Origin of the sequence: Azoarcus sp. DD4 (assembly GCF_006496635.1) — a bacterium.
Taxonomy (GTDB): domain Bacteria; phylum Pseudomonadota; class Gammaproteobacteria; order Burkholderiales; family Rhodocyclaceae; genus Azoarcus.
In genome coordinates this window covers 685,917-709,951 of record NZ_CP022958.1, presented here as the reverse complement: position 1 = coordinate 709,951, position 24,035 = coordinate 685,917, and the positions used below count along the sequence as shown (strand labels likewise).

The following is a 24,035-nucleotide window of genomic DNA, read 5'->3' as shown; positions in this document are numbered from 1 at the left end:
CGGGCGAGACGTTGCCGTGCAAGCTACCGATAGTGCTGCGCCCGTCCCCGCCACGCCTCCGTCCAACGGGCGCCAGCGCCTCGGCGACATCGGCTTCATCGGCTTCATCGCCCTCTGCGTGCTGGTCGCCTGGCTCAGCGTGCACTATCACGGTGGCCGCCTAGAGGAAGAAGCGCTCGCCGCCCGGCAGCAGGTCGCAGCACTCGATGCCCAGCATCTCGAATCCCACCTTGCGCTGACGCTGCGCGGCATCGACCTGACCCTGCAAGCCTTGCTGGAGAACGGTCCGCCAGCCGAAGCCGGCCACACCTGGAACGGGCTGCTGGGCGAAGCCTTGCGGCACAGCCCGCAGCTGCGTTCGCTCTCCCTGCTCGGCCCCGACGGCCGCATCATCGCCAGCTCCAACCCGGCCAACATCGGCCACCGGCCCGGCCTCGGTGGCTACCAGCCGGATGGTAGCGGCGCTGCCCCGCTGCTACGCATCGGCCCGCCGCAGGCGGGGCGGGATCTGATCGACGGCGCCGCAATGGATCCCGCAGCCGCCTTGCCGCCGCTGTACTTCGTGCCGGTGCTGCGCGGCACCGGTCGCACCGACGAGCGCAGCCTTGCCATGCTCGCTGCCATCAACATGGATTACTTCCTCAACAACGGGGCATTGCCGGAACGGGCGCCCACGGACCACCTCGAAATACTCAGCTTCGACGGCCAGCGCCTGCTCGACGACAACGCTCCCTTCGACCTCGATCTGCATCAGGCCAATCGCACGCTGGCCGCCCGCTGGCAGGCCGGTGACGAAAACGGCCAGGTGAGCGAAATCCTCCGCGACAAGCGCTACGAGGCCGTCTATCGCGTAACCCACCACTTTCCCCTCGGCGTGGTCGCGCGCTTCGACACGGACGCTGCGCTCGCCGGCGCGCGGGCCGAGCGCAGCCGCCAGGAAACACGTCTGTTCCCGACAGTGGCGCTCGGACTGGGCGGCGCCCTGCTCGGCTACATTTTTTTCCGCCGCGCTGGCAGCCGCGAGCGCGCCGCCCGTCAGGCGGCGGAAGACGCGCTGCGGGCAAGCGAAGCACGCTACCGCACCACCATGGACGCGGTGCGCGACGGCATGTGGGAATGGAATGCGCAGACGGGCACCATGCGCTGGGATAGACGCTGCTTCGAAATGCTCGGCTATCCGCCCGGCGCGTTCGAAGTCGATTTTCCGACCTGTCTGGCGATGCTGCACCCGGACGATGCGCCGCTCGTTTCAGGCCAACTGGCGGACCAGACCAGCAAGGCCGAAGGCTTCTCCAACGAGTTCCGCATGCGGACCGCCACTGGCGACTGGCACTGGGTGGAAGGTCGCGGCCGGGTGGTCGAGTGGCAGGACGGCAAGCCGCTGCGGGTGGTCGGCACCAACAGCGACATCCATGCGCGCAAGACCGGGGAGCAGCGCCTGCGCCTGCTCGAGGCCGCCCTCAACGCCGCCGCCAACGCCGTGGTCATCACCAACCCGCAGGCCGTGATCGAGTGGGTCAACCCGGCCTTCGCGGCACTGACAGGCTACGCGGAATCGGAAGTGATCGGCCGCACCCCGCGCGAACTCATCAACTCCGGCACGCAGTCGGGCGAATACTACGCGGCGCTGTGGAACACCATCCTTGCCGGCGACGTCTGGCGCGGCGAGCTCGTCAACCGGCGCAGCGACGGCCGGCTCTACCACGAAGCCTTGACCATCACGCCGATACACGACGATCACGGGGCCCTCGACCACTTCATCGCCGTCAAGGAAGACATCAGCGCGCGCAAGGCCGCCGAAACCGCGCTCGACGCCGCCCATGCGCGCCTGCGCGCGGTGGTGGACAACTTCCCCGGCGCCGTCATCCTCGAAGCACCCGACGGCACGATCACGCTGGTGAATCAGGCGCTGTGCGACCTGCTCGGCCTGCAGCAGTGCGCCACCGAACTGATCGGCACCCCCAGTGCCGATCTGGCCGACGCGGTCAGCCGCAACTTCGTCGAGGCAGACGCCTTCATCAGCCGCATCCGGACCCTGCGCGAACACGCCCGCCCGGTGCAGGGCGAAGAGATCGAGCAGGTCGGCGGCCGCTGGCTGGAACGCGATTTCGTCCCGGTCCACGCCGGCGACACCCTGCTCGGTTTCCTGCGGCTGTACCGCGACGTCACCGAGCGCAAGCACCACGAGCAGGCGCTGCAACGCATGGCCACGCTGGACGGCCTTACCGGCGCATGGAACCGGCGTGCCTTCCTCGAGCGTGCCGAACAGGAGCGGCTGCGCCACCTCCGCACCCGGCATCCGACGACGCTGGTGATGCTCGATCTCGATTACTTCAAGCGCATCAATGACACCTGGGGCCATGCCGCCGGCGATGCGGTGTTATGCGACTTCGTCCGCCAGGTCCAGAGCGGCCTGCGCTCAACCGACATGCTCGGCCGTCTCGGCGGCGAGGAATTCGCGCTGCTGCTGGCCGACACCGGCCTGGACGGCGCCGCGGATCTCACCGAGCGGCTGCGCGCAAGCATCGCCGCGAACCCGATCGAATACGCCGGCCAACATATCGGCATTACCGTCAGTGCGGGCATCGCCCCCTTCCGGGCAACGGACCGTTCGGTGGAAGCCGCACTGGGACGTGCCGACGAAGCGCTCTACCGTGCCAAGTCCGCCGGCCGCAATCGCTTCGAAAGCGCGGCGGACGACGGAGATGCGTGCGACCAGGCCTGTTCGGCCTGAGCCCGCCCGCCGCCGCTCAGCCCAGCGGCGATTCCTGCACGCCGGCCTCCGTGACGATCCAGTGCATGGGCTGGTCGTGCCCCTGCGGAAAGACGCTGTCCACCCGGCCACATTCGAAACCCACCCCCACCGCCACCGGATCGATCTCGGCCAGGGTACGGTCAAAGTAGCCGCCACCGTAGCCCAGGCGGAAGCCCGCCGCGTCGAAGGCATTGAGCGGCACCAGCGCCAGGTCGGGCACCAGCGCTTCGCCAGCGGCCGGGTAGGGGATGCCATGGCGATCCGGCGTCAGCACCGCATCCGGCGTCCACCGGCGGAAGCCCAGCGGCGTTGCCTTGTCGAGCACTACCGGCAGCGCAGCCCGCCGCTCGCGGTCGGCCGCCAGCCAGCGCGTCACCCAGGCGCGCAGGTCGGGTTCGCCACGGTAGGGCCAGCAGAAAGCCAGCACCCGCGGCGCAAAGCGCTCGGCGAGCATGTCGAGATGTCCTTCGATGCGCGCGGTGAGCTCGGCACGCCGGCTCGGCGACAGGGCCTCGCGGGCAGCGATGGCGCGTTCGCGGGCCGAGCGCCGGAGCGCCGCAATGTCATCGGGTGAAGCGGAATGCAGGCCGGTCACTGTGATAAGGTTGTTCGATCGATGCAGGGATATTAAGGGATGAAGCAGTTTCTTTGGGGTGCGCTCGCAGCGGGGCTGATGTCGCTCAACGGGGGCGCCGCCGCCCAGGTCGGCAAGACAGGCGACGACCGCATCCTGGCGGCACGCGACGCGGTGCGCAACGGCGACCGTGCATCGCTGGAATGGCTGGCCACCGGCACCGAGGGCCATGTGCTCAACCCCTACGTGCGCTACTGGCTGCTGTTCAACAAGCTGGCACGCCCCGAGCCCCCACCGGCCGACGAACTCGCCGATTTCTTCCTGCGCGAGGCCGGCAGCATGCTGGCCGAACGCCTGCGCGGCGATTGGCTGCGCCGCATGGCCAAGGACGGCGACTGGACCGGCTACCTGCAGCTTTACCCCGACCTCCAGGCCCCCGACCAGGAATTGCGCTGTCTCAACTGGACTGCCCGGCTGATGACAGGCGACCGCAGCGTGCTCGACGAAGTCGCCCGCCAATGGATGGAACTGGTGGACAGCCACACCGCCTGTGAGACCGCGCTGCGCGCCACGCTCAGTGCAGGGCTCGTCGGCGCCGACGAGGTCTGGTGGCGCATCCGCCGCCAGGTCGAAGGCAAGAATCCGGGCCAGGCGCGCGCCACGCTCGCCTGGCTGCCGGTCGGCAACGCCCCCCAGAGCGCCGCCTTCGAACAGGCGATCGGTTCGCCTGCGGCCTACCTCGACCGGCTGCCGCCCAATTTCGCCGTCAGCCGCGCCGGCCGTGAGCTGGCGCTGGCTGCCATCGTGCGGCTGGCACGCGACGATCTCGCCGGCGCCTACGGCCGCCTGATCCGCCTGCAGGACCGCCTCGAGACCGGGGAACGCGCCTACGCCTACTCCGCGCTCGCGCTGCGCGCCGCCTTCGCCCAGCAAGCCGAGGCCGTTGCCTGGTTTCAGGCCGCCGGCAACATCCCGCTCACCGCAGAACAGCGCGCCTGGCGCATCCGCAGCGCGCTGCGCGCCGCCGACTGGCCTGCGGTGCGGCAGGCCATCCAGGACCTGACGCCGAACGAACAGAACGAGCCGGACTGGATCTACTGGCTCGCTCGCGCCCACGCTGCCGAAGGCCGGCAGGCCGAGGCCGAGACGCTCTACGGCCGCATCGCCGACCAGGCCAGCTTCTACGGCCTGCTCGCCGCCGAGGAACTTGGCCGTCCCTTCGCCCCGCCGGTCCGCAGCGGCACCATCACCGCCGCCGACCTCCGCCGCGCCGAGACCGACCCCGGCCTGCTGCGCGCACTCGCCTTGTTCCGTCTCGACATGCGGACCGAGGGCGTACGCGAATGGAACTGGTCGCTGCGCGGCCAGGACGAAGCGTTCACGCTCGCCGCGGCCCGCATCGCGCTCGACAACGGCATCTACGACCGCGCCATCAATTCCGCCGAACGCGGCAACCCGAACGGCAACTTCGACATGCGCTTCCTCACGCCCTATCGTCAGCTGATCGAACCGCAGGTGCGCAGCCAGGGCCTCGACCTGAGCTGGGTGTACGGCCTGATGCGCCAGGAAAGCCGCTTCGTCGTGCCGGCGCGGTCGAGTTCCGGCGCGCAGGGGCTGATGCAGGTGATGCCGGCCACCGGCAAGTGGGTCGCCGGCAAGATAGGGATGAGCAGCTACCATCTCGGCCTGCTGTCCGACCCGAACACCAACGTGCAACTGGGCACCAACTACATGCGCCTGATCCTGGAAGATCTCGACAACCATCCGGTACTGGCCAGCGCCGGCTACAACGCCGGGCCCAGCCGGGCCAAGCGCTGGCGCGATGCCAAACCGCTCGAAGGCGCGATCTATGCTGAAACTATCCCCTTCGACGAGACGCGCGACTACGTCAAGAAGGTGATGACCAACACCGTCATCTACGCGGCGATGCTGGAAGGCCGGCCACAATCGCTGAAGAACCGGCTGGGCACCATCGCACCGCGCAACTGAGCCGTGTCCGGGCGCCAGCGCGCCCGCCACGCCCCTAGCAGTCCATCGACAAGGAGCTTGCGATGAAACCCGCACGTGTCGTCCTGATCGGCGGCTCCGGCTTTGTCGGCAGCGCCATCGCCAACCGCCTGTGCGCCGCCGGTGTCGAGGTATCCATCCCCACGCGGCGGAGCATCCATGCCGACCATCTGCGGTTGCTGCCCACCGCCGACATCGTCGAGGCCGACGTGCACGACCCGGCCGCCCTCGCCCGCGTCGTCACCGGTGCCGACGCGGTGGTGAATCTGGTCGGCATCCTGCACTCCCGCTCCGGTTCGCCCTTCGGCCCGGACTTCGCCCGCGCCCACGTCGAACTGCCGCGCAAGCTGGTCGCCGCCTGCACCGCGGCCGGCGTCGGCCAACTCGTTCATGTCAGCGCGCTAGGCGCCAGCGCGGACGGTCCCTCGCAATACCAGCGCTCAAAGGCGGCCGGCGAGGCGGAAATCCGCGCCGCAGCGCCCTCGCTGGCCTGGACCATCCTGCGCCCGTCGGTGATGTTCGGCCGCGACGATCATTTCCTCAATCTGTTCGCCAGTCTGGCCCGCAGTTTTCCGCTGCTGCCGCTGGCCGGCGCGCGCGCCCGCTTCCAGCCGGTGTATGTCGAGGACGTCGCCGAGGTCGTGTGGCACTGCCTGACCGAACCGACCGCCGGTGGACAGACCTACGAGCTGGCCGGCCCGACGATCTACACCCTGCGCGAGCTGGTCGAATACGTATCGGCGCTGGCCGGCTGCCCGCGCCCGGTGCTGCCGCTGCCGGAAGGGCTCGCCATGCTGCAGGCGGCACTGATGGAGCTGGCGCCGCAACCCATGATGAGCCGCGACAACGTGCGCTCGATGCGGGTGGACAACGTCGCCGCCGGCGCACCGCTGCCCTTCGGCCTGACGCCGACCGCGATGGAGGCGGTGGTGCCGAGCTGGATAGGCAGCAATTCGCCGCGCGCGCGCTTCTACGGCTTCCGCCGCCACGCCAGCCGGCCGCGGGGATGACGCGTGCCTGAAGCGGATGCTAAGGTGGCAGCCGGTCGCATCCATGCGGCCGTCCGTTCATCGTCCCGGAGTCGGCAATGAAACTGATCATCGGCAACAAGAACTACTCGTCCTGGTCATTGCGCGCCTGGCTGGCCGCGCGTGCCGGCGGCATCGGCTTCGAAGAAATCCGCATTCCGCTCTTCATCCCCGGCAGCCGCGAGCACATCCTGTCGCACTCGCCGTCGGGCAAGGTGCCTTGCCTGATCGATCACGGCCTCACGGTATGGGATTCGCTCGCGATCTGCGAGTACCTCGCCGAGAAGGCACCGCAGCTGTGGCCGGCGGACCCGGCGGCACGCGCCGTCGGCCGCGCGGTCAGCGCCGAGATGCACGCCGGCTTCCAGAACCTGCGCCAGCGCATGGGCATGAACATCCGTAAGGACTACGCCGGTCACGGCCGCACGCCCGAGGTCGAAGCCGACATCGCCCGCATCACTGCGATCTGGAACGACTGCCGCAAACGCTTCGGGCAGGGCGGCCCCTACCTGTTCGGCGCCTTCTCGATCGCCGACGCCATGTACGCGCCGGTCTGCTTCCGCTTCCAGACCTACGCGGTCAAGCCCGAGGGCGCCGCCGGCGACTACCTCGCCACGATGCTGGCCGATCCGCACATGCAGGCCTGGCAGCAGGCCGCGCTGGCCGAGACCGAGATCATCCCGGCCGAGGACGTCTACGGCTGATGCAAGCCTATGTCGTCGGCGGCGCGGTGCGCGACGCCCTGCTCGGGCTACCGGTCAAGGATCGCGACTGGGTGGTGATCGGCGCCACGCCGGAAGAGATGCTGGCGCAGGGCTTTCGTCCGGTGGGCAAGGATTTCCCGGTCTTCCTGCATCCGCAGACGCAGGAGGAATACGCGCTGGCCCGCACCGAGCGCAAGACCGGCCGCGGCTATGCCGGTTTCGCCTTCCATACCTCGCCCGAAGTGACGCTGGAGGAAGACCTCGCCCGCCGCGACCTCACCATCAACGCGATCGCGCGCGATGAGGACGGCAGCCTGGTCGACCCCTACGGCGGCATCGCCGATCTCGACGCGCGGCTGTTCCGCCACGTCAGCCCGGCCTTCGCCGAAGACCCGGTGCGCATCCTGCGCGTCGCCCGCTTCGCCGCGCGTTTCACCGATTTCACCGTGGCGCCGGAAACACAGGCGCTGATGCGCGACATGGTCGGCTGCGGCGAGGTCGACCACCTGGTGGCGGAACGCGTCTGGCAGGAGATCGCCCGCGGCCTGATGGAGAGCCGGCCTGCGCGCATGATCCGCGTACTGCGCGACTGCGGCGCGCTCGCCCGCCTGCTGCCCGAACTCGACCGCCTGTTCGGCATACCGCAGCCAGCGGCGCACCATCCGGAAATCGACACCGGCGAGCACGTGCTGATGGTGATCGACCACGCTGCGGCCACCGGCCAGCCGCTGGCGGTACGCTGGGCGGCCCTGCTGCACGATCTCGGCAAGGGCGAAACGCGGGCCGACATCCTGCCCCATCATTACGGCCACGAGGCGCGCAGCGCCGACCTCGCACGTGCGCTGTCCGAACGGCTGAAGGCGCCGGTCGATTGCCGCGATCTTGCGGTGATGGTCGCACGCGAACACGGCATCCTCGCCCAGGCGGCGATCCTGCGCGCAGAGACCATGGTGAAAGTGCTGGAGCGCTGCGACGCGCTGCGCCGGCCGGAACGCTTCGAGCAGATGCTCGATGCCGCCGCCTGCGACTATCACGGCCGCGGTGGAGAACGTGCCGCCGTCTGGGCACCGGCCGCCGCCTGGCGCGAAGCGATGGCCGCCGTGCGCGCGGTAGACGCCGGCGCCATCGCCCGCGCGTGTGCCGACAAGGCACAGATTCCGCAGCGGGTACATGAAGCCCGCGTCGCCGCGGTCAAGGCTCTGCGCAGCCGCGACGAAACCGCCGCGCCGTGACGAAGCCGGCTGGCGCGCCATTCAAAATGCCTTCAACATCAACCAGGCCAGCAGGGACAGCAGCAGGGTCGTGGCAAAGGGAAAGCGATAAGTCCTGCCGCGCAGGCGAAAGGCGAAATCGCCCGGCAACCTCCCCAGCCGCAGGCGATGCGCCAGCCCGGGCTGGATCAGGCCGGTCACCAGCACGATGAGCACGATCACGACGAACCACTTCAGCATCGACCGCTCCATATGACGGCGCCGGATCCGTTCCGGCGCCACCGGATTAGACCCGTCACCGGGCGCAGACCGCAACCGACAGAGTATTACGCATGATCACCCTCTACACCTGGGGCACCCCCAACGGCTACAAGATATCGATCGCGCTCGAGGAGCTCGGCCTGGCCTACGAGGTCCGCCCGGTCGACATCACCCGCGGCGACCAGCTCACGCCCGAGTTCCTGGCGCTCAATCCCAACAACAAGATCCCGGTGATCGTCGACAGCGACGGCCCCGGCGGCACGCCGATCACCCTGATCGAATCGGGCGCGATCCTGATCTACCTCGCCGAGAAGACCGGCCGCCTGCTGCCGGCCGATCCGCGCGCGCGCATCGAGGCGCTGCAGTGGCTGATGCTGCAGATGGGCAGCGTCGGCCCGATGCTCGGCCAGGCTCACCACTTCCTGCGCTTCGCGCCGAGCGCCGTGCCCTATGCGATCGAGCGCTATTCGAAGGAGGCCGCCCGCATCTACGGCGTGCTCAACACCCGCCTGCGCGGACGCGAGTGGCTGGCTGGCGACGACTATTCGATCGCCGACATCGCCACCTGGCCGTGGATCGCACGCCACGAGTGGCAGGGCATCGAACTCGCCCGCTTTCCCGAGGTGAAACGCTGGTTCGACGCGATCGCTGCACGGCCCGCCGTGCAGCGTGGCCGGAAGGTGCCGCGATGAACAACACCCGATTCGGCGAACTCGAAGTCCTCTGCCATGCGCCGGCAGACATCCCCGCCCACGAAACCCCGCTGCTCTTCGTCCATGGCGCCTACGTCGGCGCCTGGTGCTGGCAGGAACACTTCCTGCCCTGGTTCGCCGCCCGCGGCTGGTCCGCCTACGCGCTGTCCCTGTCCGGCCATGGCGGCAGCCGCCGGCGCGACCACCTCGACAGCTACTCGATCGCCGATTACGTCGACGATGTCGCCGAAGTCGTCGCCAAGCTGCCCAGCCCGCCGGTCCTGATCGGCCATTCGATGGGCGGCATGGTGGTGCAGAAATACCTCGAACGCCATCACACGCCGGCAGCGGTGCTGATGGCCTCGGTGCCGCCGCAGGGCCTGATGAGCTCGGCGCTCGGCCTGATGTTCTCCAAGCCCCATCTGCTGAGCGACCTGAACCGCATCATGGGCGGCGCCGAGGTCGATGTTTCCAGCCTGCGCGAAGCCCTGTTCCACCAGCCGGTAGACGAGGCCGTGCTGCATCGCTACTATCGCCTGAGCCAACCGGAATCGCACCGTGCGATCTGGGACATGACGCTGTTCAACCTGCCGCAGCCGCTGCGCATGCGCCAGCCGCCGCTGCAGGTGCTGGGTGCCCAGTACGACCAGCTGATTCCCCCCGACCAGGTACGGCTGACCGCCGCCACCTATGGCACCGACGTCACCATCTTCCCCGGCATGGGCCACGGCCTGATGCTGGAGCGCGACTGGGAGCAGGTCGCCCGCCACATCGACGGCTGGCTGGGCGGCTTGGCGCTGTAGCTGTCCCGGCAACGGCGGCCCGCTACCGCGGCAAAAAGACTTGAGTGGGCGTGCGATATTTCCTGGCGCACGCCCCAGGCGCGCACCAAGATGAAATCAAGGCTGTCAGCCCGGCAGCCCTTCAGCGCAGCGCCCTGGCAACACCCGCCGCTCCGCTCAAGTCCGCCCGCCGGCGGCCGTAAGAGCAAACAAGGGCGAGAAGTCCGGTAAGCACTGCGGAGGCCATCATGGTGATCATCATGGACATGAATACCGGCAAAGCGATCGGGGAACCGCCCCCGTACGACGAGGAAGTGATGAACGCCAACTGGCTTCCGCGCCCGGAAATCGCGCCGCAACTGCAGGAAGTCGAACTCGAAGGGCGGCAGCGCCGCGAGCGCCAGCCACCACCCGAGGACATCGAGGCCTTCCTGAAAGCGATCTACCGCAACCAGGAGTAGCCGTCGTAGCGGCGGCGCCGCTGCAGCAGAAGGAACGTGACGTCGACACGGCGCCGCGAAGGGATGTCCTGCTGCCGGCAGGAGAACAACATGGAACCGCTCAGACTGATGCGCGGCGGCCGGCGGGCCGCCGCCGAACCCACACCCGACCGCTGGCGCAGCAGCGCCCTCGATGCGGTACACAGCGCCATCCATGCCGGCTTCGCGATCGGCAGTCCGGTGCATCTGGGCCACGTCGCCGGCCGCATCGTCGGCTACAACATCGGCGCCTTCGGCCGCTACACCGGCAGCGGCTTTCCACTGCTGGTCCGCACTGAATTCGGTGTCGCCAAATGCAGCGTGAACGAGGTCTCGCCCGACTGAGGCACGGTCGGCGTCGCCGCGCTGGAAGACCGCCGTAGCCGTCGTGATTGCCGCGCCACTTCAGAGGGTATGCAGGCGATCGCCACGGCTGAAGCCGACCAGGGGTTCGGCAATGCCACGCGCCACCGCCAGCACCTTGAAGAGTTCGCCCATTTCCTGCGGTGCGGTCAGGCGCTGCACCGCCCGCGCGGCTCGGATGTAGTCCGCCTTTTCTTCCGGCCCCCGCCGCGCCAGGCATTCGAGCACGCCGCAGTTGAAGAGGAATTGCGCCTGCGTCGTATAGCCGAGCACGTCCAGCCCGGCGGCGAACGCCGCCTCCGCCACCGCGGTGAAATCGACGAAGGCGGTGATGTCGTTGAGCCCCGGCCACAGGAAGGGATCACCGTGGGCGTGGTGGCGGTAGTAGCACAGCAGGGTGCCGCCCGAGCGCGACGGCAGGTAGTACTCGGCGCGCGGATAACCGTAGTCGACCAGCAGCATCGCCCCCTGCTGCAGCCGCTCGGCCCAGGACGCCACCCAGGCCGAGCCGGCGAGATTGATCTCGGTCACGTATTCGCCCTGTTCCGGCACCGGCAGGCTGAGTTCGAGCGCCGCCTCGCGCACCACCCCGGCGGCAGCCACATCGGCCCAATGCAGCACCTCGCCCTCCCCACCGGGGGCGAGCGCGACGCCGCGCTCGAACAGTCCGTCGGCCCGCGACACCACCAGATGCAGCGGCATCACGTCCAGCACTTCGTTCGCCACCACCGCACCGCTGAAGGCATCCGGCAGGCGGTCGAGCCAGGCGACGCGCGACGCCAGGTGCGGCGCCTTCGCCGCCAGGGTGTCGAACTGGCGTTCGCGCAATTCGCCCGACAATTCGAGGATGCCGTAGCCTTCGGGCAGGCAGCCGCGATGCTCCAGTTCCAGCAACAGGTCGGCTGCGAGCAGACCGGTGCCCGCACCGACCTCGATCACCTGCATGGCGCTCGCCCGCATCACCTGTTCGACCTGCGACGCCAGCGCCTGGCCGAACAGGGGCGTGAGTTCGGGCGCGGTGATGAAGTCGCCACCCGGCCCGAACTTGCGTGCCCCGCCGCTGTAGTAGCCCAAACCCGGTTCGTACAGCGCGAGCTCCATGTAGCGGGCAAAGGACAACCAGCCCCCGGCGGCACGGATCTCGGCGTGCAGACGTTCGACAAGGCGCGCGCTCTGCGCGAGCGCGTCTGCGGAAGGCGGGGGCAGGGAAGACATGGCGGGATGGGCGGCAGCGGAATCGATCGAGGCCGCATTGTATCGCCGGACATCCCGACGGACCTCCCCGCGTAGCCTCGCACGGACTTCCCACATGCACCGAAGGGCGTGACAATGCCTACCCCATGGACACTTCGCCCGCTCCCGTCATTCTCGTCACCGGCGCCGCCCGCAGGGTGGGCGCCGAGATTGCCCGGCAACTCCACGACGCCGGCGCCCGTATCATCGTCCATCACCGCCGCTCGGCCGCCGAAGCCGACACGCTGGTGGCCGGGATGAACGCGCTGCGCCCCGGGTCGGCCGCCAGCGTGTGCGGCGACCTCGCCATCGACGGCTTGCCGGCCGCGGTCGCCGAAGCGGCGCTGGCCTGTTTCGGCCGTCTCGACGGCCTGGTGAACAACGCTTCCAGCTTCTTCCCCACCCCCGTCGGCACCATGGACGAAGCCGCCTGGGGCGACCTGATCGGCTCCAACCTCAAAGGGCCGCTGTTTCTTACCCAGGCGCTCGCGGGCGAACTCCGGCAGCGCCGCGGCGCCATCGTGAATATCGTGGACATCCACGCCGAACGCCCGCTGAAGGGTTATCCGCTGTATTGCGCGGCCAAGGCCGGCCTGGCCGGCCTGACGCGTGCCCTGGCGGTCGAGCTCGCGCCCGAGGTGCGGGTCAACGGTGTCTCGCCCGGCCCCATCGCCTGGCCGGAGGACGATCAGTTCGGCGCCAGCGAGCGGGCGGAGATCGTGCGCCACACCTTGCTCCAGCGCGAAGGCAACCCGGCGGACATCGCCCGCAGCGTGCGTTTCCTGATGTTCGACGCGCCCTACATCACCGGCCAGATCCTCGCGGTAGACGGCGGCCGCAGCGCCCACCTGTAAAGCCCACGCCCATGCTGGGCATCTGCCACTGCAGGTCAAGGGCTCGCGCAAGGGTATAATTCGGCTCGTTTTTCCACCCCGAGCTCCCCGTGAACGCCGCCCCCGCCCCGCTTGCCGTTTCGGCCAACGCCGCCGAACATCGCCACTCCAACACCTTCCTGCGCCTCAAGAAGAAGCTCGAACGCGGTGTGGGCGAGGCCATCGCCGACTACAACATGATCGGCGACGGCGACACCGTCATGGTCTGCATCTCCGGCGGCAAGGACTCCTACACCCTGCTGTCCTGTCTGCTGGCCCTGCGCGAACGCGCGCCGGTGGACTTCCGCATCGTGGCGATGAACCTCGACCAGAAGCAGCCGGGCTTTCCGGACGACGTACTGCCCGCCTATTTCGAATCCATCGGCGTCGAATACCGCATCGTCGCCGAGGACACCTACTCCATCGTCAAGGACAAGATTCCCGAGGGCAAGACCACCTGCTCGCTGTGCTCGCGCCTGCGCCGTGGCATCATCTACCGCACGGCGAAGGAAATCGGCGCCACCCGCATCGCGCTCGGCCACCACCGCGACGACATGCTGGAAACGCTCTTCCTCAACATGTTCTTCGGCGGCAAGATCAAGGCGATGCCGCCCAAGCTGGTGAGCGACGACGGCCAGCACGTGGTGATCCGGCCGCTGGCCTACTGCACCGAGAACGACATCGCCCGCTTCGCCCGCGCGATGGACTTCCCCATCATTCCGTGCAATCTGTGCGGTTCGCAGGAAAACGCCCAGCGCAAGCAGATCAAGAACATGCTGCAGAGCTGGGCACGCGACTACCCGGGCCGGATCGAATCCCTCGCGACCGCGCTGCAGAACGTGGTGCCCTCTCACCTTTCCGACAGCAAGCTGTTCGACTTCGTCGGCCTCACCCGCGGCACCGCGGTGATCGAAGGCGACATCGCCTTCGATCCTATCCCCTTGCCCCCCCAGGGCGGCGAGACGATCAGCTTCCATGCGCATGTATCAAATTCGAAATAGACCGTTGCCATTTCGGCTTGCATCGCCATCGGCATTTGATCATCATGCCCTGCCGGTCCCGCAAATGCAGCAAGACCCCTCCGCAGCACCTAGCACCTAACTGATCGCCGCCGTCATGTCCGAGAGAAGAAACCTGTGCCTGCTCGTCGCTGAAGTGCTCGGCCACGACCGGCTCGTCGGCCGACTGGGTGCAACCGAGGCCGCACACGCGGTGGAACGTTGCCTCAACCGCATCGACCGCGCCATCGAAGCCAATGGCGGCACGGTGCTGCAACGGGACATGCAACAGGTGAGCGTCAGCTTCGAGCGCTGTGACGCCGCCGTGCTTGCCTGCTGTGAAATGCTGGAACGGGTCATGAATCTGCCTCCCGTCAGCGGCACCCGGCTGGCGATGCGCATCGGCCTGCACTATGGCGCTGTCGAAACCGACGGCCGCAGCGGCGAAGGCATCGACGTAGCGCGGCAGCTGGTCGAACTCTGTCGCCCCGGCCAGGCCCTGGCCAGCGGTGCGACGGTCATGCTGCTATCGCCCTCCACCCGTCACTTCGCCGGCACCGAAGCCATCCACGACGGCGACCTCGACAAGCTCGAATGGCCGGTGTACGCGATCGGCCAGCGCGTCGGCATGGTCACCTCGGTACCGCCGAGCGCACGGGTTTCGCAACGCCTGCGTCTGCGTCACCAGCAGGAAATCCTCTTCGTCGAGGAGCAGCGTCCGGTTCTGCTGCTCGGCCGCGAGCTCGGCAACGACGTGGTGATCATCGACGCCCGCGCCTCGCGACAGCACGCCCGCATCGAACGCCGCCGCGAAGGCTTCATCCTGATCGACCAGAGCACCAACGGCAGTTTCGTTTCGATCGATGGTGTCGGCGAGCGCTGCATCAAGGACGACGAGATCGCCTTGTCCGGTCCGGGGCGCATCGGCTGCGGTTTCTCGGCCAACGAGATCGAGCGCGACCTGGTCTTCTTCGACATCGTCTAGCGCCAGACCGCGCGCCGCCTTCACGCCCTGCCGGCACTCGCCGCCAGGGCGTTTCCATTCGTACTGCCTCAGCCCTTCAGGCACTCGCTCATGTAGGCCTTGCGCGCATCGCCCTTGAGCGCCTGTTCGGTCGCGGCCTGGTTGCAGGTCTTCATCTTGCTGCGCGGCTCCGCCGCGGCAGTTTCCGCCACCGCGTCCTTGGCAGCAGTGGCGGGCTTGGCCGCGGCCGGCTTGACTGCCGGGGGCGACGGCTTGGCTGCCGAGGCGCCGGCCGCTGCGGTCTCAGGGTGCTTGCCCTTGAGGCAGCCGCTCATGAACTGCTTGCGCTCGTCCCCCTTCAGGGTTTTCTCCTTGGCTTCCTGACTGCAGCGCTTCATCCTTTCGTGCTGCGGATTGGCCTGCGCCTCGGCAGGCGAGAGGACGGCGCAGGACACCAGCACGGCAAACACCGGCAACAGCTTCTTCATCACGAATCTCCTGGACATGGCAATGAAAAGACCCTGGGAAAGGATCTCGGCGGACAACACTGGAACGCGCCGGATTCTGCATTTGTCATATTTTCATGTCAATGATGAATGCATTTTCAACAGTGCCGGACGGCAACCGAAATGGAGCTGATCGCCAGTGTCGGCGAGGCTCCTGCCGGCCTGGGCGCGCTCTTCCTGTCTGCCTTCCTCGCGGCCACGCTGCTGCCTGGCGGCTCCGAAGCGGTGTTCGCCGGCCTGCTCCATTTCCGCCCGGATCTGGTGCTGCCCGCGATCGGCGTGGCGACGCTGGGCAATACCCTGGGCGGCATGACTTCCTATCTGCTGGCACGGCTGCTGCCACGCAAGGAGATTCCACGACGGCTGGAGGCGGTAAGGCGGTTTGGCAGCGTCAGCCTGGTACTGTCCTGGCTGCCGCTGATCGGCGACGCCCTCTGCGTTGCCGCCGGACTGCTGCGCCTGCGCTGGCTGCCCTGCCTGCTATGGATGGCGCTGGGCAAGGGTGTGCGCTATGCAGCCGTCGCCTGGCTGATGCACTGAAGCGTCCCTGGCGGATGGAAGCACGGCGCTATACTGGCGAGCCCCAAGCCAGGAAGCAGCCATGCAGCCGATAGCGCGCAAGGGCGTGACCGCCCGCTATGCCGACGCCGTGATCCACGACTCGGTCGTCTATCTCGTCGAGGTCCCAGCCACCGCAAGCGCCGACATCGCCACCCAGACGGCTGAGGTGCTGGCCAGCCTGGAGCGGCAGCTCGCCGCCGTCGGCAGCAGCAAGGCACGTATCCTGATGGCCACGGTCTACCTCACCGACATGGCCGATTACGACGCGATGAACGCAGTGTGGGATGCCTGGGTGCCGGCGGGCTGCGCACCGGCACGCGCCTGCGTGCGCGTCGCCGGTCTGGCCCAGCCCGGCTGGCGGATAGAGCTTGCCCTGACGGCAGCAACGACCTGACCCTTCTCACCTGCAATAAGCCCGCAGCTTTCATAAGGTCTTGATTTGTGCTGCGTGTTGCACTGCGGTTCGATAGAATCGCGGGTTCCCCAGCGGTAGTTTGCCCGGTACGCCAATGACCCAACGTCTGCGAGAAATCCCCTACAACTACACTTCGTTCTCGGACCGCGAGATCGTCATCCGCCTCCTTGGCGCCGACGCTTGGTCGGTCCTGGACGAGTTGCGTAGCGAGCGCATCACCGGCCGCTCGGCGCGCATGCTCTACGAAGTGCTGGGCGACATCTGGGTGGTGCGTCGCAATCCCTACCTCGAAGACGACCTGCTCGCCAGCCGCGAACGGCGCCACGCACTGGTCGGCGCGCTCAACCACCGTGTCAGCGAAGTCGAAAAGCGCCGCCAGGGCAATGACCGCGTCGCACTGCTGATCAGCCGCGCGCGCGAGGCGGTGGCCGACTTCGAGCGCTGGTTCGACGACACCGAGCGCAAGCGCAAGTCGGTGCTGAAAACCCTGGGTCGCCTGACCCGCCGCGACAACATCTGCTTCGACGGTCACGCCCGCGTTTCGCACGTCACCGACGCCACCGACTGGCGCGTCGAGTATCCCTTCGTCGTGCTCTACCCGGACACCGAGGAAGAGATGGCGCCGCTGGTGCGGGCCTGTATCGAGCTCGGCATGACCATCATCCCGCGCGGCGGCGGCACCGGCTACACCGGCGGTGCCGTGCCGCTGGACGCCAATTCGGTCGTGATCAACACCGAGAAGCTGATCGCCATCGGCCCGGTCGAGGACATGGTACTGCCCGACGCCGACGGCAAACCGATGGCCTCGCCCTACGCCACCATCCGCACCGGCGCCGGCGTGGTCACCGAACGCGTGTCGGAAGCGGCAGGCCTCGCCGGCCGCGTGTTCGCGGTCGATCCGACCTCGGCCAGCGCGTCCTGCGTGGGCGGCAACATCGCCATGAACGCCGGCGGCAAGAAGGCCGTGCTGTGGGGCACCGCGCTCGACAACCTGGCGTGGTGGAAGATGGTCACGCCGGACGGCAACTGGCTGGAGGTCGAACGCCTCGACCACAACTTCGGCAAGATCCACGAGCAGCACACCGCGCGCTTCCGCCTGCGCCGTTTCGACGGCATCAGCTACAAGCCACTGGGCGAGGAAATCCTCTCCATGCCGGGCGCGCACTGCCGCAAGGACGGGCTGGGCAAGGACGTCACCGACAAATTCCTCGGCGGCATCCCCGGCGTGCAGAAGGAAGGCACCGACGGCCTCATCGTCGCCGCGCGCTGGGTGCTGCACAAGATGCCGCCGGTCACCCGCACCGTCTGCCTGGAATTCTTCGGCCAGGTGCGCGAGGCCGTGCCGGCCATCGTCGAGATCACCGACTACTTCAAGCCAGGCGGCGCCGGCAACGCCGCCAGCGTGCTGCTGGCGGGCCTCGAGCACCTCGACGAACGCTACGTGAAGGCGGTGGGCTATACCACCAAGGCCAAGCGCCATGGTCGGCCCAAGATGGTATTGATCGGCGACATCGTCGGTTTCGACGAGAACGCGGTGATGGCCGCCGCCTCCGAAGTGGTGCGCATGACCAATGTGCGCGGGGCCGAAGGCTTCATCGCGGTATCGCCGGAGCAGCGCAAGCGCTTCTGGCTGGAACGTTCCCGCACCGCGGCGATCTCACGCCACACCAACGCGTTCAAGGTGAACGAGGACGTGGTGATCCCGCTGCCGCGCATGGGCGACTACTGCGATGGCATCGAGCGCATCAACATCGAGCTCTCCATCCACAACAAGCTGGAGCTGTGCGACACGCTTGCCGAGTTCCTGCGCGGCGAGCTGCCGCTCGACCAGGGCGATGCCAACCTCGCCTCGGAAGAACTCATCGGCGACCGTCGCGAGGCCGCACTCAACTACGTCGAAGCGGTGCGGCTGCGCTGGGAATGGCTGCTGGAAAATCTCGACCTGCCGCTGGCCGAGGCCGAGTCGCGCTTTGCCTCCTACGGCGTCAATGCCGGCGATCTGTCCAACCGCGCCGCCAACCCCCGCCTCTTCCACCGCCTGCAGGACTACTCGATCCGGGTGTCGTGGAAGACCGAACTGAAGCCGCGCCTGGACAAGATCTTCGACGGCGTGGTGTTCCGCCCGGTGCTGGACAGGATCGCCGAGCTGCACAAGCAGGTGCTGCGCGGCCGCGTCTTCGTGGCCCTGCACATGCACGCCGGCGACGGCAATGTGCACACCAACATCCCGGTGAACTCCGACCACTACGAGATGCTGCAGACCGCCAACCGCGCGGTCGACCGCATCATGGCACTGGCGCGCAGCCTGGACGGCGTGATCTCCGGCGAGCACGGCATCGGCATCACCAAGCTCGACTACCTCACCGACGAGGAGATGGCAGAGTTCTGGGCCTACAAGGCCAAGGTAGACCCGGAAGGCCGCTTCAACCGCGGCAAGCTGATGAAGGGCGGCAACCTCGACAACGCCTACACGCCGAGCTTCAACCTGATGGGGCACGAGTCCCTCATCATGGAGCAGACCGAGATCGGCGACATCGCCCACGACATCAAGGACTGCCTGCGTTGCGGCAAGTGCAAGCCGGTGTGCTCCACCCATGTGCCGCGCGCCAACCTGCTCTACTCGCCGCGCAACAAGATCCTCAGCACCTCGCTGCTGGTCGAGGCCATGCTCTACGAAGAGCAGACCCGCCGCGGCGTGTCGCTGGCGCACTGGGCCGAATTCGAGGACGTCGCCGACCACTGCACGGTCTGCCACAAGTGCGAGAAGCCCTGCCCGGTCGACATCGATTTCGGCGACGTCTCGATCAAGATGCGCAACCTGCTCCGCAAGCAGGGCAAGAAGTCGTTCAACCCGGGCAAGGCGGCGGCGATGGCCTTCCTGACGATCAAGGATCCGGCGACGATCAAGCTGATCCGCACCGGCATGATCGAATGGGGTTACAAGGCGCAGCGCTTCGCCCACAAGATGGGCAAGTCGCTCGGCCTGATCCAGCAGCAGGTGAAGGCGCCGCCGGCCACGCTCGGCAAGCCGCCGCTCAAGGCCCAGGTGATCCACTTCATCAACAAGCCGATGCCGGGCAAGCTGCCCAAGAAGACCAGCCGCGCCCTGCTCGACATCGAGGACGACAAGGTCATCCCGGTGATCCGCGACCCGCAGAAAGCCAACGGCGATTCCGACGCGGTGTTCTACTTCCCCGGCTGTGGCTCGGAGCGGCTGTTCAGCCAGGTCGGGCTGGCCACCCAGGCGATGCTCTACCACGTCGGCGCGCAGACCGTGCTGCCGCCGGGCTACCTGTGCTGCGGCTACCCGCAGACCTCGGCCGGCGAGGACGACAAGGGCCAGAAGATCACCACCGACAACCGCGTGCTGTTCCACCGCGTCGCCAACACGCTGAACTATCTCGACATCAAGACGGTGATCGTGTCCTGCGGCACTTGCATGGATCAGCTGCAGAAGTACGAGTTCGAGAAGATCTTCCCCGGCTGCCGCCTGCTCGACATCCACGAGTACCTGATGGAAAAGGGCGTCAAGCTCGACGGCATCCAGGGCGTGAACTACATGTACCACGAGCCCTGCCACACCCCGATGAAGGTGCATTCCGGCATCAAGGTGGCCAATGCGCTGATGGGCACGCGGGTGGATCTGTCGGACCGCTGCTGCGGTGAATCCGGCACGCTGGCGGTCGCGCGGCCGGACATCTCCACCCAGGTGCGCTTCCGCAAGCAGGAAGAGATCGAGAAGGGCGTGGCGAAGATGCAGGAAGCACAACCCGGCGCGCAGACCAAGATACTCACCTCGTGCCCGAGCTGCCTGCAGGGCCTGCACCGCTACGCCGACGACGCCGGTGGCGTCGAGCCGGACTACATCGTGGTCGAGCTCGCCAAGCACCTGCTGGGCGAGGACTGGATGCCCGACTATGTCGCCAAGGCCAACAGCGGCGGGATCGAGCGCGTGCTGCTGTAATCGCCCGAGACACCTCGTAAACGCACATCGCCGGCCGCGGGTCACCCCGCCGCCGGCGATGTTCTTTTGCGCTTGCCGCGACCGGTTCAGCCGGCCAGGTAATCCAGCGCCAACCCGGCGAAAACCGCCGCGCCCAGCCAGTTGTTGTGGCGGAAGGCCTTGAAGCAGGCCGCCCGTTCGCGATGGCGGATCAGTGTGTAGTGATAGATCGCCAGACCGCCGGCGACCGCCAGCCCCGCGAAGAAGAACACGCCGCGACCTGCCTGCGCGCCCACCCAGGCCAGCAGACCGAGCGCCGCAGCGTAGCACAGCATCACCGCCGCCACGTCGAAGCGGCCGAAGGTGATTGCCGAGGTCTTGATGCCGATCTTGAGGTCGTCGGGCCGGTCCACCATCGCATACTCGGTGTCGTAGGCCACCGCCCAGAAGATGTTGGCGAGCAGCATCACCCAGGCCATCGCCGGCACCTCGCCCTGCACCGCCGCGAAACCCATCGGGATGCCGAAGCCGAAGGCGATGCCGAGGTAAGCCTGCGGGATCGCGAAGAAGCGTTTGGTGAAGGGATAGCTCGCGGCCAGGAACAATGCCGGCACCGACAGCCAGATCACCAGCGGATCGAGCGGCAGGATCAGCACGAAGGACACGGCCGACAGGCCGGCGGCGAGCCACAGCGCCTCGCGCGTGCTCACCGCGCGGGTGGCGAGCGGACGGTTGCGGGTACGTTCGACATGGCCGTCGAAGTCGCGGTCGGCGTAGTCGTTGATCACGCAGCCGGCCGAGCGCATCAGCAAGGTGCCGACGGCGAAGATCACCAGCACATGCAGCGGCGGCTTGCCGTCGGCGGCCAGCCACAGCGCCCACAGCGTGGGCCACAGCAGCAGCAGCGAGCCGATCGGCTTGTCCAGCCGCATCAGGCGGCCGTAGAGGGGGAGACGTTCAGAGAGGATCATCGGGCAGTTCGAGTATCGCGGGCAGGAAGAACTCGCTCACCATCAGCGACCGGCCGTGCAGCCGGAACACCGAGCGCCGCGCCCACAGCGCCGGTGGCAGCACCGCATCGCCGGCGAGCGAGCGTCGGGCAAGATGATAACGCCTGTCGGTGACGCCGATGCGTGCGCAGGCCAGCGGCAGTCGGCTGATGCGACGGTCGGAGAACAGCGCCGCGCCCAGCGGCCGGCTGCCGATGCCGCGCCAGAGGCGCAGCCAGCCGCCGCGCAGGTCGCGGCGCGCCACCACGCTGCGCGCGAACACCACCGGCCGGCCGTCGGCAATCAGCAGCACCTCGCGCAGCAGCGCCGTCTCGCCGGCGCGCAGGCCGAGCAAGCGGCGTTCGTCGGGGTGCAGGCTGCCGGCACACTGGCGCAGCACGCGCACCCGGAACGCGCTGCAGCGCGCACGGATGCGGGCGGTGAGCGAGGCCGGATCGGTCAGCCAGGGGCGCAGACGAGGCGGAATGCCGGCGCGCTGCGGGCAGGCAAGCCAGGTCTCGCGGAAGGGACGGTGCAACATCGGCGATACGGCGGACGCGGGAAAGGCGTGATCGTATACGAGCGCGGCTCCGGGGGAAGCCCTGTCCGCTGCGCGGGCCGCCCGCCCCGCCATCTGCCCCGCCCTGCTCACGCGCGCAGCAGCGATTCGCGCCCGCCCAGCCAGCGACGCATCAGGGCGTCGGCCTCGGCCGGGGTCTCGCGCAGCATGCGCTCGGCCAGCTCGCGCGCCGGTTCGATCAGGTCGATGTCCAGCTCGAGATCGGCATAGCGCAGCAGCGGCACCCCGCTCTGACGCGCTCCGACGAATTCGCCCGGCCCGCGCAGATGCAGATCCTCGCGCGCGATCGCGAAGCCGTCGGTGTGTTCATAGATCACCTTCAGCCTTGCCCGGCCGTTCTCCGACAGCGGCTGGGCGAACAGCAGGATGCACACCGATTCCGCGGTGCCGCGTCCAACCCGGCCGCGCAGCTGGTGCAACTGTGCGAGGCCGAAGCGCTCGGCGTGTTCGATCACCATCAGGCTGGCGTTGGGCACATCCACCCCGACCTCGATCACCGTGGTCGCCACCAGCACCTGCAGTTCGCCGGCGGAGAAGGCGGCCATGGTCGCCGACTTCTCGTCGGCCTTCAGCCGGCCGTGGACCAGGCCGACGCGCAGCTCGGGCAGGGCTGCGGACAGTGCCTCGAAGGTGTCGATCGCGGTCTGAAGCTGCAGCGCCTCGGACTCCTCGATCAGCGGGCACACCCAGTAGGCCTGGCGGCCGGTAAGGCAGGCCGCGCGCACCCGTTCGACGACCTCGTCGCGGCGTGCATCCGAGATCAGCTTGGTGCGGATCGGCGTCCGCCCCGGCGGCAGTTCGTCCAGCACCGAGACGTCGAGGTCGGCGTAGTGCGTCATCGCCAGCGTGCGCGGGATGGGCGTGGCCGACATCATCAGCATGTGCGGGCGCAGGCCGTGCTCACCCTTCTCGCGCAACGCCAGGCGCTGGCGCACGCCGAAGCGGTGCTGTTCGTCGATGATGGCGAGCGCGAGGCGCGGCAGCGCGACTTCGTCCTCGATCAGCGCATGGGTGCCGACCGCGAGCAGCACTTCGCCGTTCTGGAGCCGGGCCAGTTCGGCCTCGCGTTCGCGCTTCTTGCGGCTGCCCGACAGCCAGGCGATGCCGACCCCGAGCGGCGCCAGCCAGGCGGCCAGCTTCTTGTAGTGCTGCTCGGCGAGGATCTCGGTAGGCGCCATCAGCGCCGCCTGCCAGCCGTTCTCGGCGGCCTGCAGCATCGCCAGCGCAGCCACGATGGTCTTGCCGCTGCCAACGTCGCCCTGCAGCAGACGCTGCATCGGATGGGCGGCGGCGAGGTCTTGCGCGATCTCGCCGAAGGCGCGCTGCTGCGCACCGGTGAGCGCGAACGGCAGGCCGCGGATCAGCCCGGCGGTAAGCTGTTGGCGCGCCGGCAGCACCACCGCCTCGCGTGCGCGGCGGGCGTTGTAGGCGCGCCGCAACGAGAGCTGCTGCACCAGTAGCTCCTCGAACTTGATGCGCCGCCAGGCGGGATGCTCGCGGTTCTCCAGCGCGATCGGATCGGCGTCCGGCGCCGGGTGATGCAGCGCCGCCAGCGCCTCGGCGAAGCCCGGCAGCCCGAGCGCGCGGCGCGCCGCCTCCGGCAGCAGATCCTGCAGCGGAACGGTCTTCAATGCACGGTCGATCAGCTTGCGCAACGTGGCCTGACCCAGCCCGGCGGTGGTCGGATAGACCGGGGTCAGCGACTCCGGCAGGCCCTCCCCGGGTTCGATGCTGCGCACCCGCGGATGCACCATCTCGTCGCCGAAGAAGCCGCCGCGCACCTCGCCGAAGAGCCGCACCCGGCGGCCGACCGCCAGCTGCTTCTGCTGCGAAGGATAGAAATTGAGCCAGCGCGCGACCAGCGTGCCGGACTCGTCGCGCACCCGCGCCACCAGCTGGCGGCGGGGGCGCAGCACGATCTCGCAGGACGTCACCTCGCCTTCCACCTGCGCCGGGAAGCCGGCGCGGGCGACCGCGATCGGCGTCAGGCGGGTTTCGTCCTCGTAGCGCAGCGGCAGGTGGACGACGAGATCCTCCGACCGGTGCAGGTCCAGCTTCTTCAGGCGCGACGCGAGTGGCTCGGCCAGCCCCGGCCAGCTCGTCGACGTCACGCCGTGC

General features: G+C 68.3%; 22 protein-coding genes. 15 read left to right on the top strand and 7 right to left on the bottom strand.

The window, feature by feature from the left end:
- Window positions 1-16 precede the first annotated feature (16 nt).
- Window positions 17-2,734, top strand: a complete 2,718-nt coding sequence (locus tag CJ010_RS03395; protein ID WP_141016738.1) for a diguanylate cyclase — start codon at window positions 17-19, stop codon at window positions 2,732-2,734.
- A gap of 16 nt (window positions 2,735-2,750) precedes the next feature.
- Here the strand turns inward: CJ010_RS03395 and CJ010_RS03390 are convergent, their stop codons facing one another.
- A complete protein-coding gene (locus CJ010_RS03390) occupies window positions 2,751-3,350 on the bottom strand; it encodes a 5-formyltetrahydrofolate cyclo-ligase (protein ID WP_141016737.1) in 600 nt (199 codons plus the stop codon).
- 39 nt (window positions 3,351-3,389) lie between these two features.
- Here CJ010_RS03390 and CJ010_RS03385 point away from each other — a divergent pair, with 39 nt between their 5' ends.
- The 4 genes from CJ010_RS03385 (at window position 3,390) to CJ010_RS03370 (ending at window position 8,300) form a co-directional block, all read left to right on the top strand.
- Complete coding sequence (locus CJ010_RS03385; protein WP_141016736.1) at window positions 3,390-5,318, top strand: lytic transglycosylase domain-containing protein; 1,929 nt, start codon at window positions 3,390-3,392, stop codon at window positions 5,316-5,318.
- Between the two features lie 62 nt (window positions 5,319-5,380).
- Window positions 5,381-6,346, top strand: a complete 966-nt coding sequence (locus CJ010_RS03380; protein WP_141016735.1) for a complex I NDUFA9 subunit family protein — start codon at window positions 5,381-5,383, stop codon at window positions 6,344-6,346.
- 77 nt (window positions 6,347-6,423) lie between these two features.
- Window positions 6,424-7,068, top strand: coding sequence for a glutathione S-transferase family protein (locus tag CJ010_RS03375; protein WP_141016734.1), 645 nt, complete (start codon window positions 6,424-6,426; stop codon window positions 7,066-7,068).
- Window positions 7,068-8,300, top strand: a complete 1,233-nt coding sequence (locus CJ010_RS03370; RefSeq protein WP_141016733.1) for a multifunctional CCA addition/repair protein — start codon at window positions 7,068-7,070, stop codon at window positions 8,298-8,300. The genes CJ010_RS03375 and CJ010_RS03370 overlap by 1 nt, the downstream gene beginning before the upstream one ends.
- Window positions 8,301-8,321: 21 nt before the next feature.
- Here the strand turns inward: CJ010_RS03370 and CJ010_RS03365 are convergent, their stop codons facing one another.
- Window positions 8,322-8,519, bottom strand: a complete 198-nt coding sequence (locus CJ010_RS03365) for a DUF2905 domain-containing protein (protein ID WP_141016732.1) — start codon at window positions 8,517-8,519, stop codon at window positions 8,322-8,324.
- 92 nt (window positions 8,520-8,611) lie between these two features.
- Here CJ010_RS03365 and CJ010_RS03360 point away from each other — a divergent pair, with 92 nt between their 5' ends.
- The 4 genes from CJ010_RS03360 to CJ010_RS03345 all read left to right on the top strand — a co-directional run bounded on the left by CJ010_RS03360 (window position 8,612) and on the right by CJ010_RS03345 (window position 10,838).
- On the top strand, window positions 8,612-9,232 hold the full coding sequence (locus CJ010_RS03360; RefSeq protein WP_141016731.1) for a glutathione S-transferase family protein: 621 nt from the start codon (window positions 8,612-8,614) through the stop codon (window positions 9,230-9,232).
- A complete protein-coding gene (locus CJ010_RS03355; protein WP_141016730.1) occupies window positions 9,229-10,035 on the top strand; it encodes an alpha/beta hydrolase in 807 nt (268 codons plus the stop codon). The genes CJ010_RS03360 and CJ010_RS03355 overlap by 4 nt, the downstream gene beginning before the upstream one ends.
- 227 nt (window positions 10,036-10,262) lie before the next feature.
- Window positions 10,263-10,475, top strand: coding sequence for a hypothetical protein (locus CJ010_RS03350; protein ID WP_141016729.1), 213 nt, complete (start codon window positions 10,263-10,265; stop codon window positions 10,473-10,475).
- A gap of 90 nt (window positions 10,476-10,565) precedes the next feature.
- A complete protein-coding gene (locus tag CJ010_RS03345) occupies window positions 10,566-10,838 on the top strand; it encodes a hypothetical protein (protein ID WP_141016728.1) in 273 nt (90 codons plus the stop codon).
- A gap of 60 nt (window positions 10,839-10,898) precedes the next feature.
- On the opposite strand, the gene CJ010_RS03340 is transcribed toward CJ010_RS03345, so the two are convergent.
- Window positions 10,899-12,071: a class I SAM-dependent methyltransferase gene (locus tag CJ010_RS03340; protein ID WP_141016727.1), complete on the bottom strand. Its 1,173-nt coding sequence runs from the start codon at window positions 12,069-12,071 to the stop codon at window positions 10,899-10,901.
- Between the two features lie 125 nt (window positions 12,072-12,196).
- Between CJ010_RS03340 and CJ010_RS03335 the strand changes: the two genes are divergently transcribed.
- The 3 genes from CJ010_RS03335 to CJ010_RS03325 all read left to right on the top strand — a co-directional run bounded on the left by CJ010_RS03335 (window position 12,197) and on the right by CJ010_RS03325 (window position 14,944).
- The gene (locus CJ010_RS03335; protein WP_141016726.1) at window positions 12,197-12,943 is read left to right on the top strand and encodes a pteridine reductase; all 747 of its coding nucleotides are present in this window, start codon (window positions 12,197-12,199) and stop codon (window positions 12,941-12,943) included.
- Window positions 12,944-13,032: 89 nt separating this feature from the next.
- Complete coding sequence (ttcA, locus tag CJ010_RS03330) at window positions 13,033-13,962, top strand: tRNA 2-thiocytidine(32) synthetase TtcA (RefSeq protein ID WP_141016725.1); 930 nt, start codon at window positions 13,033-13,035, stop codon at window positions 13,960-13,962.
- Window positions 13,963-14,077: 115 nt separating this feature from the next.
- Window positions 14,078-14,944, top strand: a complete 867-nt coding sequence (locus CJ010_RS03325; protein WP_141016724.1) for an FHA domain-containing protein — start codon at window positions 14,078-14,080, stop codon at window positions 14,942-14,944.
- Between the two features lie 68 nt (window positions 14,945-15,012).
- Here CJ010_RS03325 and CJ010_RS03320 read toward each other — a convergent pair whose 3' ends face one another.
- Window positions 15,013-15,411 carry a PsiF family protein gene (locus tag CJ010_RS03320; RefSeq protein ID WP_141016723.1) on the bottom strand — a complete coding sequence of 133 codons (399 nt, stop codon included), beginning with the start codon at window positions 15,409-15,411 and terminating at the stop codon, window positions 15,013-15,015.
- A 141-nt stretch (window positions 15,412-15,552) separates the two neighbouring features.
- Between CJ010_RS03320 and CJ010_RS03315 the strand changes: the two genes are divergently transcribed.
- The 3 genes from CJ010_RS03315 to CJ010_RS03305 all read left to right on the top strand — a co-directional run bounded on the left by CJ010_RS03315 (window position 15,553) and on the right by CJ010_RS03305 (window position 20,369).
- Window positions 15,553-15,969, top strand: a complete 417-nt coding sequence (locus CJ010_RS03315; RefSeq protein WP_141016722.1) for a YqaA family protein — start codon at window positions 15,553-15,555, stop codon at window positions 15,967-15,969.
- A 61-nt stretch (window positions 15,970-16,030) separates the two neighbouring features.
- Window positions 16,031-16,384 carry a RidA family protein gene (locus tag CJ010_RS03310; protein WP_141016721.1) on the top strand — a complete coding sequence of 118 codons (354 nt, stop codon included), beginning with the start codon at window positions 16,031-16,033 and terminating at the stop codon, window positions 16,382-16,384.
- Between the two features lie 115 nt (window positions 16,385-16,499).
- Window positions 16,500-20,369, top strand: coding sequence for a DUF3683 domain-containing protein (locus tag CJ010_RS03305; protein ID WP_141016720.1), 3,870 nt, complete (start codon window positions 16,500-16,502; stop codon window positions 20,367-20,369).
- A gap of 86 nt (window positions 20,370-20,455) precedes the next feature.
- On the opposite strand, the gene ubiA is transcribed toward CJ010_RS03305, so the two are convergent.
- From ubiA to recG, 3 genes are all read right to left on the bottom strand, one after another.
- Window positions 20,456-21,319: a 4-hydroxybenzoate octaprenyltransferase gene (gene ubiA / locus CJ010_RS03300; RefSeq protein WP_141016719.1), complete on the bottom strand. Its 864-nt coding sequence runs from the start codon at window positions 21,317-21,319 to the stop codon at window positions 20,456-20,458.
- Window positions 21,306-21,878 carry a chorismate lyase gene (locus CJ010_RS03295; RefSeq protein WP_141016718.1) on the bottom strand — a complete coding sequence of 191 codons (573 nt, stop codon included), beginning with the start codon at window positions 21,876-21,878 and terminating at the stop codon, window positions 21,306-21,308. The genes ubiA and CJ010_RS03295 overlap by 14 nt, the downstream gene beginning before the upstream one ends.
- A 107-nt stretch (window positions 21,879-21,985) precedes the next feature.
- Window positions 21,986-24,028, bottom strand: coding sequence for an ATP-dependent DNA helicase RecG (gene recG / locus CJ010_RS03290; RefSeq protein WP_141016717.1), 2,043 nt, complete (start codon window positions 24,026-24,028; stop codon window positions 21,986-21,988).
- Between the last annotated feature and the right edge of the window lie 7 nt (window positions 24,029-24,035).